Genomic DNA, 9,770 nt, shown 5'->3' on the forward strand with positions numbered 1-9,770 from the left:
TTTTGGAACTGTTTTATTTAACCTTTAATTCCGGACTGCGCAACACCTTCGATGAACTGCTTCTGGAAAATGAAGAACAGTACGATGATCGGGATAACCGCCATAACTGCTCCGGCCATCTGCATCGGATACTTGGTTGTGTACTGTCCCTGCAATGTAGAAAGGGCAGGACCAAGTGTCATCATCTTCGGTGATGTATTTACGATCAACGGCCACATAAAGTCATTCCATGCAAACTTCGCTGTAAAGATTACCAGTGATACAATACCCGGTTTTATGAGCGGAAGCATGATCTTTCCAAAAATCTGGAAACGGTTGCATCCGTCAAGCAGCGCTGCCTCTTCCAGTTCCTTCGGCAGAGACATGAAGAACTGTCTCAGGAGGAATGTACCGAACGCACTGAAAAGGTTCGGAATGAACAGAGCCGGAATCGTGTCCAGAAGACCCATCTTCTGGATGATCAGATACTGAGGAATCAGGAAAATCTGTCCCGGAACCATAAGTACTGATAAAATAATGACAAAAATAATGTTTTTGAACGGGAAGTCGATTCTGGCAAATCCATATGCCGCCATGGAACAGAAGGATACCTGTACCACAGTTGTGACTACCGTTGAAATGATTGTGTTCAGGTACACCCTTGCAAACGGGAGTGCCGAAACGATCTGCGCATATGCATCAGTCAAAAACTGCTTCGGGAAGATCGTCGGCGGAATCTGCATTGCTTCGCCAACGCTCTTAAATGATGTAAGCACCATCCAGATGAACGGGAACACCATAATTCCAACTCCGGCAAGAAGAATCAGATGCACGAAAAAATGTCTTACATTTGCTTTGTTTTTCATCTTTTTTCTCCTTCCTAGTCGTAATTAACCCATTTCTTCTGACCAATCAGCTGGAATACTGTAATCAGCATGATGATCGCGAAGATAAAGATTGAAATAGCTGCTGCATATCCTTTATATCCGTAGTCGAATGCCTTCCGATAGAACAGCATTACTACTGTCTGGGTAGATTCGTACGCCGGATTTGTCTTTCCTACCATCATGTAGATTACATCGAATACCTGGAATCCACTGATGATAGAAGTAATCATAACGAAGAAAATCGTTGGTGACAGCATCGGAATCGTAATCTTGAAGAACTGAGCGAAAGGACCAGCTCCGTCAATTGCCGCCGCTTCATAATAAGATTTTGAAATTCCCTGCATACCTGCCAGAAGAATAATCATATTATATCCGACAGTCATCCACAGACCAACTATCATGATGCAATATAGTGCTGTCTTCGGGTCTGTCAGCCATCCGTGCCCTTCTCCTCCAAGGGCACGAATCGCGCTGTTAAGAATACCCATTTTTTCATTGTAGATCCATTTCCATACCATGGAAACTGCCGCTGCCATTGTTACGGATGGAAGGAAATACAATGTTCTGTAAATGGACGTTCCTTTAATTTTGGAATTCATAAGTGCTGCAATGCAGATTGACAGGAATAATCCAACCGGTACAGTGATGATTACATATTTCAGCGTATTACCGAAGGTTCTCCACACCTCTTTATCCTGGAACATCTCAATATAATTCTGAAGTCCGACAAATGTTGATACATTAAATTTATTTACATCATTAAAACTGAACCACACGTTCTGAATAAAGGGCCAGATATAGAACACCAGAAGTCCAATGGTAACCGGCGCAATAAATACATAGGCCGCAAACCAGTCTTTTTTCTGGCGGCTCGTTGCTTTTTTCTTCGGCACGGTCGTTTTCACTTTACCACCAGTCATATTCTCACCTACTTCATCTACTATTTTGCAAGGAGAGCGTCTGCTTCTTCCTTAAGCTGGGCACAAGCATCTGCCAGAGTAAGTTCTCCGCTGTAAGCCTGTTTCAGGTAGTTTGCTTCCATATCATAAAGTTCTGCTGCTACAGAGCAAACCGGAAGCGGATAAGCTTCTTCTGAATGATTGGTATATGCTGCAAGGTTGTAAGCTTCATTCGCTTTTGCAAAGTATTCCTGAGCATCAGATCTTGCAGAAATAACTACACCTGTCTCGCCCTGGATCTTCTGAGCTTCAGAGCTTCCAAGCCAGATTGCGAATTCGATAGCTGCATCTTTATTCTTGCTGCCTTCATATACTGCATATCCAAGACCGTTGATACAGTTGTCTTCTACACCGTTGAAGGTCGGGATTTCTACACAGTCGATCTTGTCAGCGATTGCATCGTTGCTTGCATATTCCGGAACCATGTAAGAACCTGCAAAGTTCATAGCAAGCTGATTTCCTTCGAACATTGCATCAGCAGAAGTTTCTGCAAGAGATGCTGCACTCGGAGAAAGTCCTTTGTCGATGAAGTCGATCCAGCACTGGATACCTTCCATTGTCTTCGGATCTGTGTATCCTGTTTCTGTCTTGTCTTCATTTAAAATGTATCCGCCGTTAGCGTATACGGTCTGATAGTACCATGTCTGGAAGTCAACTGGGCATGCGAATGGATATACACCGTCATCCAGTCCTGCTGCCTGTAATTCTTCTGCCTTAGCAAGCAGATCTTCATAAGTCATATCGTCTGTCGGATATTCCACATTTGCTTTGTCAAAGATTTCTTTGTTATACCATAAAGCATTGGTATCGAAATCTTTCGGTACTGCGTAGTTTACACCATCACGAACGTAGTTATTTACCAGAGCTTCTGGGAAGCTGTCGTTGATATCAGAAGCTGCAACTGCATCTGTCAGATCTGCAAGGATTCCGCCTTCTACATAAGAGTCAAGATGCAGTACGTTGAGCCAGAATACATCCGGAGCTTTTCCGCCGGTTGCGGCTGCTTCCAGTTTTGTCCAGTATTCTCCACCTTTGTATGGTGTAAGCTGGATCTCGATCGTTACATCTTCATGTTCTTTCTCATAAGCTTCTACCATAGCTTCCATAGCCGGTCTCTGATTCTCGTCCCAGATACCGAATGTCAATTCTGTCTTTCCGCCGGAGCTTGCTGATCCGCCTTCTTCTTTGCTGCCGCCGCATCCTGCTAAAAGAGATACGCTCATAACTGCTACCAGTCCTGCTGCTGCCAGTTTTTTGAAATTCTTTTTCATAATTTACACACTCCTTTTCTTCTAGGTTATTGGATTTTATCTTACTGAACCTGGCCGTTCAGAAGACAGTGATTTATATGATGCTTCTCATTCCCCCGAGAAGCCGCATATCTTAATTACGGAACGTATCCAGTTCCACCACTCTTCCGCCATGCAACCGTGATTCTTCCGCTGCAAGCGCACAATAATGACTTTCCATCGACTGTTCCAGAGATGTCACATACGGGCTTTCTTCCTTTTCTCCGCTAAGTACATCCAGGAATTCTTCGATCATCTTCACATCTCCGCCGCCATGTCCTGAGAAATCATCCGAAAGACTTGCCACATCAATTCTTTCTTCTGTGACATCTGCGTTAAATCTGCGGATTACAATTTCATTATCTTCTATTTTTCCTGCCATATTCACGATCATCTCACCTTCGGTGCCCATGAATTTGGCGTATCTGGCAATTTCTGCTGTAAAGCCGCACATCGTAAAGCTCATCGTCGTTCCGTCTGTCATGTTCAGGTTCACGACCTGATGGTCAACTACATCGTTGTCACAATGATATACACATCTGCCGTAACGTCCTTCCCGGATTGCATCGTACAGCTTCTCTTCTGTCACTCCATCCGGGACCAGCACATCTAGCGGCCAGTTTCTGTTTCCCTTGCGATATCCGGCGGCCTTATTATCCAGATAGATCGCCTCTGCATCGAACGGACATGTTTCTTTCGCTTTGCATCCGTCCATACACCGCATCGCACAACCTTCCGGTGCCTTTTCCTTTTTGAAAAGATAGGTGCTTCCGAACGAACTCAACGAATCACATTTCTTTCCTGCCAACCACAGATATAAATCCATATCGTGGCAACACTTTTGCAGGATCATCGGACTCGTTTCATTGGAATTTGACCAGTTTCCTCTCACAAAGCTGTGTGCCATGTGGTACCATCCTACATTTTCTACAGCCATAATGGATACCACAGCCCCGATTTTTCCGGCATCCAGAAGTTCCTTTACTTTTCTGTAGATCGGTGTGTAACGAAGTACATGGCACACCACAACTTTCCGGTCACATTCCCGTGCTACTCTCACCAGTTCTCTGCACTCATCAAGCTCCGGCGAAATCGGCTTCTCAAGAAGTAAATGGTATCCTTTTCTGAGGGCCGGTATTGCATGTCCTACATGCTGTCTGTCCTGCGTTGCAATAAACATAACATCCGCAAGTTTCTCTTGTTTCAGCATTTCCTCTGCGCTGGAAAAACATTTTTCCTCCGGTATGTCATACTCTTCGGCTGTAAGTCTGACCTTTTCCGGATCCACATCGGCAATTGCGACTATTTTCATCTTTTCCGGGAAAATCTTTGCAGCTTTGGCATATGTATCTCTTCCCCTGCTGCCAAGTCCCGCAATCGCAACCGTGATACATCTTCCCATTATCATTCTCTCCTTTATGTGTAATTACATATTTCTACTATGCAATCTCATAAGTCTGTTTTTCAAAGTCAACCGTGACTGTTGTGCCATCGGCAAATGTGGTTTTCTGAACATTAGCATCCCCGTTTACCAGTTCATGACGAACCATTTCACACTTGGCCACTTTCTCGTGCAGATCACTTACTACTTTACATCTTCTAATATCTTCTTCAATCGTTCCTTTCACATCCGACTCAAAAGAACCGTCTGTATTCGGATATGCTCCTTCACGGATCAGATACGGCGCCCCGCCGTTGAGAAGCGCATACAGCATATAATCTTCCTTTTCACTTACTCTGTCCATCATCCACGGTTCAATCACACAGTCATGATAGACCAGATTATATAGCGGAACCGGAATCCCTTCCTTCGGTGTCCCCGGAGCACGCATCATGAAATCATACGGTGCGTAATGGCAGAACACCAGGCTCGGTACACTCCAGTCGCTCACCTCTTCCGAACTCGGAAGAATGTTCTTGGAGAGCAGGTATTCAAAGCATCGGTTTCTGTAATCATAGCAGTCTTTCCGTGTCATTCTGTGATATGGGTTTGCACATTCATCCCCTTCATTACAGGTAAATACATCCAGATATGCACAGTCCAGATGAATGTCATGCTCTTCCAGGCTGCTGAAATTCCGTTTCACATAGTAAGGTGCCTGTGTTCCGCAAAGAAATGTCTGCGGTCCGCCCGCCCATCTCTTATGTCCCGGTACCGTGCCGTCTGCAAGCACGCACGCATAATGCTCGTCATAGCTCGGTGCGGTCAGATAATAATCCCTGTACTGGTCATGAATCCCAAACATGTATCCCAGTTCCTGCATTGTGTCGGCTAGGGATTTCATTCCTTCCCAGCCACCTGCTTCCGCGCATGCCGGCGTGTAATCCGGATGCTGATTATCATACCCCGGCTGAGCCCATCCGTCAAGATGCAGGTAAAGCTTCTCCACACCCAGCTCATGAAGCTCGCGCATCTCCTTCTCACGCTCCGCGAACGTGACAACACGATTATTCTTCTCCGGATCTGCCGGATCGAAGAAATCGGAATTTTCCTGGACAGCCGTCTTGATTCCTTTATGTACAAATGCACATCCAATCAAATCATCTACCGACGGATTCTTTGCCGCCTTTTCAGCCAGCGTCTTAAGCCGTCCCTGTTCTTTCACATAGGTTCTGTACACCTTGCAGAGATCGTTGTAGTCACAGTCATTCAGGAAGCTGTATCTCATGATTCGGCGATACTCCATTTTCCCGAGACTCGGCTCATGCCATGTACCCACATGTGTATACGGTCCACCTGTCGGATGTTCCGCATAATATCCTGCATTCCACGGTGTTACACAAATCGCAATATATCCTGCGCGGTCTTTGACCTGCCCGTACCATGGCATATATCCGCCCGCTGTCCCGAAAAATCCGTCAAATGGGATAGGAGCCATCTCAGTCTCCCAGGTATTCGGTATCAGGAGCCCCTGCTGATGATTCAGAAGCGTATACCACTTCTCGTTCTTTTCATCAAACTCCATCTCACCAGGCCAATAGATCTTCCGAACCGTAAGTCCTTCCTCGTTAAGCGGAACCCATTCGAAGAACACATCACTGCTTGCCGCTTCAACCCATACAATCGTATCGAAGGAATAAGGCACAGTCTGATTCCCAACTTTAAATCCCTCATAATGGCTCCGGATTCCTTCCCCAACTCCGGATGTAATGACATCGCGGCTGATTGAAAGCGCGTCTTCAAAATTCAGAATTCCCTCTTCGCATTCCAGTCTGGGCTGAAAACCTTCTCTGAATTTCCATGTCACACCATCTCTGGTAAATGTGACATGTCCGCTCTCATTCACTTGAATCTCCAGATTGTTTACATTTACGCTTGTCATATTGTTCCTTTCCTTTGGCAATTATGCCTATATTCATCATTTCTATGAATTTATTATAATTTATTTTGCACAACTCTGCTTACGTGATTGTCTATCCTTATTGTCTTATTGTCCTTAATCTGGTATAATATTGACCAAAGAAATGGATTTTAAAGCTCAGGAGATGGTAAAAATGACTTATATCAAGACAAATCTGCACCGTGAAATCGTCATTGATTCTATCATCACGCTTCATTATTTTGAATATATGAAAGATTTCGTATTTCGCGGAGAGGCACATGACTTTTGGGAGTTTTTATATGTAGATAAGGGGACGGTATCGGTGCGCTCCGATGACCGATGGCTGACACTGAATACAGGAGATGTGATTTTCCACAAGCCGAATGAATTTCACGCGATCAAATCCATAGGGAAAAATGCGCCGAATCTGGTGGCCATTTCCTTTACCAGCCATTCAGAAGGCATGAAATATTTTGAAAATATGAGCTGTACACTGGATAAAAGTGAACGTTATCTGATCTCACAGATCATCACGGAAGCCAAAGACACATTTTCCACACCGATTCACATTCCTTCAGTCGAACAGGTTCTTTTGCGCGAGAAAACCCCTTTTGCTTCGCAGCAGCTGATTCTGCTTTATCTGGAGCTCTTTTTGATCACTGTTCACCGAAACCATCAAAGTATACACGCTCTGGGAGCATCGTCAGAACGGTTGAGACCTACAAAGCATTTCCAGCTGGATACGGTTGCCGCAGAAAGCCTCGAAAATTCCGACGAAAAGGATTCCAGTAAGAATATCCTGTTTCAGCATGTCATACAATATCTGGAATTCCATATATGCGAGTCCCTGTCCGTTCCCCAGATATGCAGTTCCTTCTCCGTCAGCCGCTCCGCCCTTCAGGCGTTGTTCCACGAAAAGCTGGGATGTGGTGTGATCGAACATTTTAATAAGATGAAAATCGACCGTGCAAAAGACATTATCCGCGACGGCAATATGAACCTGACCGAGATTGCCTATTATCTTTCCTACAGTTCTCTGCCGTATTTTTCCAAACAGTTCAAGAAAGAAACCGGAATGTCACCACTGCAGTATTCTAATTCTGTGAAAGGGATTACAGAGGCACTGCGGAAATCGGAAGAATAAAATCGAGCCCGGAAGGATTACTCCCTCCGGGCTCTTATGTTTCATCCGATGATCTGATCTCTCTCGATCACGCATTCATGCTTCTTGTCTTTTGTATTATAATTGATTCCCACAAGCAGAATATCACCTGTATAATTCTGAACTGTCTCCGGATACTTCTTCTCCTTAATCTGCGACATCGCTCCCCGTGCTGTCTGATCCCACTTCAGTTCTATCCGCTATTGCTATATCTATATTATAGGGATTTTTTGAAACAGTGTAAAGCCTTATTAAATTTTCCTTCGGCTTGGAATGCAGTTCATTATTCTATTTAAAGTCCGCCTTTAAAAATGCCTCATAGCATCTCACAGCTTCATAAATGTCTGCCTTGCTGGTCAGCTCCCACGGTGCATGCATACACATAACAGCAACACCACTGTCAATCACTTCCATTCCATAGACCGCCATCAGATACGCAATCGTTCCGCCTCCACCGACATCAACTCTTCCCATCTCAGAGGTCTGGAAATTGACGTTATTTTCCTCCATGACTCTTCGAAGCTGTGCGATATATTCCGGATTTGAATCATTCGATCCGCTCTTTCCGCCGCTTCCTGTGTATTTGTTGAATACCGGCCCGTGTGCGAAATAAGCACAATTCTTCTTCTCGTAAGCTTCTTCAAACATCGGATCGTAAGCAGCACTTACATCAGAAGAAAGCATCTTCGAGTTGGCAAGTGCACGTCTCAACGTCAATTCATTGTATTCTCCCATCAGTGCAATCAGTTCGGCGACTGTATTTTCAAAGAATCTGGAAGTCGCCCCGCTTGCGCCGACGCTTCCGATTTCCTCCTTATCGATCAGAATGCAGCAGGAAGTTCTTTCAACTTCTTTCTCTGCGAGCATTGCCATCAAGGATGTAAATGCACACACGCGGTCGTCCTGTCCATAGGCCATGATCATGCTGCGATCCAGTCCGCACTCTTTCGCTTTCCCAGCCGGAACGATTTCCAGCTCAGCCGACAGAAAATCTTCCTCTTCGATTCCATAATAATCATGGAAAAGCCGGAGCATTTCTGCTTTTACCGCATCCTTCTCTTCACCTTTTAACGGGCGGTTTCCGATGACCAGATCCATTTTTTCACCGTCAATAAATTTATCTGCATTCTGCTCCATCTGCTTGCGCCCGAGATGTGGCAGAAGATCTGTAATTATAAATCCCGGTTCGTCATCCTTTTCGCCAATCACAATATCCGTCTTCGTTCCGTCCTTGCGGATCACAACTCCATGGATTGCAAGCGGCATCGCAACCCACTGATACTTCTTCACACCGCCATAATAATGGGTATCCAGGTAAGCAACCTCCTGCTCCTCATAAAGCGGATTCTGCTTGATATCAATTCTCGGCGAATCAATATGAGCCCCCAGAATATTCATACCATTCTCAATCGGCTGCGTTCCTGCCTGGAAGAGGATGATTGCCCGTCCCATATAATCCATATAAACTTTATCACCGGCTTTTACCGATTCTTTATTTTTCCGGAGTTCCTTCATGTCCCGGTATCCGGCTTCCTTTGCAAGACGAATTGTCTCTCTGACACATTCTCTCTCCGTCTTTCCCGCATCCAGACATTCCCGGTACTGCTTATTCACCCTCTCCAGCTCCTCCAGATGCTTCTCATCATAAATCTTCCATAAGTTCTCTCTTACCATTTCCATACCTCCTGCTCCAGGAAGACCCCCATCTTCCTATCATCATAAATTCCCACCGATTTCAGTAGGCATACTCATTATAGACCTTATACATTAGCTACGCTTGCATAATTATCCACACATTTTGTCCAAAAATCCGTGGGGACGTTTCTTCTGCCACGATGCTGGGGTCAAAAGGTATTTCCAACTAATTAAATAACTACTATTGATGAAAAACATATGGTATAATCATCTTATCAAATAAAGGTGGTTTGCATATGTCTTTTAAAACAAATGATGTAGAACAGTTATCTCTGTTCGATAGTTTTTTAAACCTCACTGCACGTGAGCAAAAAGCGTTAGAAAATTCCTGGGCAAAGGTTTTCGCAGAAGAAGTGTTCCCTAAAATTGATGAAAAACCTTTTGCTGTTTTATATAGTGATAAAGCTTCACGGCCAAACACTCCTGTTAACGTAATCATCGGAGCATGCATCATCAAAGAATTGTTTGATTACTCT

General features: G+C 44.6%; 8 protein-coding genes and 1 pseudogene. 2 read left to right on the top strand and 7 right to left on the bottom strand.

The genetic code is table 11. From position 1 onward, the window contains the following. Positions 1 to 17: 17 nt before the first annotated feature. The 5 genes from ACTNB3_RS04540 to ACTNB3_RS04560 form a co-directional block, all read right to left on the bottom strand. On the bottom strand, positions 18 to 845 hold the full coding sequence (locus ACTNB3_RS04540) for a carbohydrate ABC transporter permease (protein ID WP_427805431.1): 828 nt from the start codon (positions 843 to 845) through the stop codon (positions 18 to 20). A 14-nt stretch (positions 846 to 859) separates the two neighbouring features. Next, positions 860 to 1,786 (bottom strand): carbohydrate ABC transporter permease, encoded by a 927-nt coding sequence (locus ACTNB3_RS04545; RefSeq protein WP_427805429.1) that lies wholly within the window; start codon positions 1,784 to 1,786, stop codon positions 860 to 862. 20 nt (positions 1,787 to 1,806) lie between these two features. After that, positions 1,807 to 3,096: an ABC transporter substrate-binding protein gene (locus tag ACTNB3_RS04550; protein WP_427805427.1), complete on the bottom strand. Its 1,290-nt coding sequence runs from the start codon at positions 3,094 to 3,096 to the stop codon at positions 1,807 to 1,809. A 112-nt stretch (positions 3,097 to 3,208) separates the two neighbouring features. Next, positions 3,209 to 4,516, bottom strand: coding sequence for a Gfo/Idh/MocA family protein (locus tag ACTNB3_RS04555; protein ID WP_427819097.1), 1,308 nt, complete (start codon positions 4,514 to 4,516; stop codon positions 3,209 to 3,211). Between the two features lie 37 nt (positions 4,517 to 4,553). Further along, positions 4,554 to 6,437 carry a DUF5696 domain-containing protein gene (locus ACTNB3_RS04560; RefSeq protein ID WP_427819098.1) on the bottom strand — a complete coding sequence of 628 codons (1,884 nt, stop codon included), beginning with the start codon at positions 6,435 to 6,437 and terminating at the stop codon, positions 4,554 to 4,556. 172 nt (positions 6,438 to 6,609) lie between these two features. Between ACTNB3_RS04560 and ACTNB3_RS04565 the strand changes: the two genes are divergently transcribed. Continuing rightward, positions 6,610 to 7,581 (top strand): AraC family transcriptional regulator, encoded by a 972-nt coding sequence (locus ACTNB3_RS04565; RefSeq protein WP_427805423.1) that lies wholly within the window; start codon positions 6,610 to 6,612, stop codon positions 7,579 to 7,581. A 41-nt stretch (positions 7,582 to 7,622) separates the two neighbouring features. Here ACTNB3_RS04565 and ACTNB3_RS04570 read toward each other — a convergent pair whose 3' ends face one another. Together ACTNB3_RS04570 and ACTNB3_RS04575 are read right to left on the bottom strand one after the other, a co-directional pair. Continuing rightward, positions 7,623 to 7,760, bottom strand: a complete 138-nt coding sequence (locus ACTNB3_RS04570) for a hypothetical protein (RefSeq protein ID WP_427819099.1) — start codon at positions 7,758 to 7,760, stop codon at positions 7,623 to 7,625. Positions 7,761 to 7,887: 127 nt separating this feature from the next. Continuing rightward, positions 7,888 to 9,273: an aminopeptidase gene (locus tag ACTNB3_RS04575; protein ID WP_427805420.1), complete on the bottom strand. Its 1,386-nt coding sequence runs from the start codon at positions 9,271 to 9,273 to the stop codon at positions 7,888 to 7,890. 257 nt (positions 9,274 to 9,530) lie between these two features. Between ACTNB3_RS04575 and ACTNB3_RS04580 the strand changes: the two are divergent. Further along, a pseudogene (locus tag ACTNB3_RS04580) lies at positions 9,531 to 9,770 on the top strand (transposase); the annotation flags it as partial.

Source organism: Bariatricus sp. HCP28S3_D3 (assembly GCF_052065755.1).
In the GTDB taxonomy this organism is placed as follows: domain Bacteria; phylum Bacillota; class Clostridia; order Lachnospirales; family Lachnospiraceae; genus Allocoprococcus.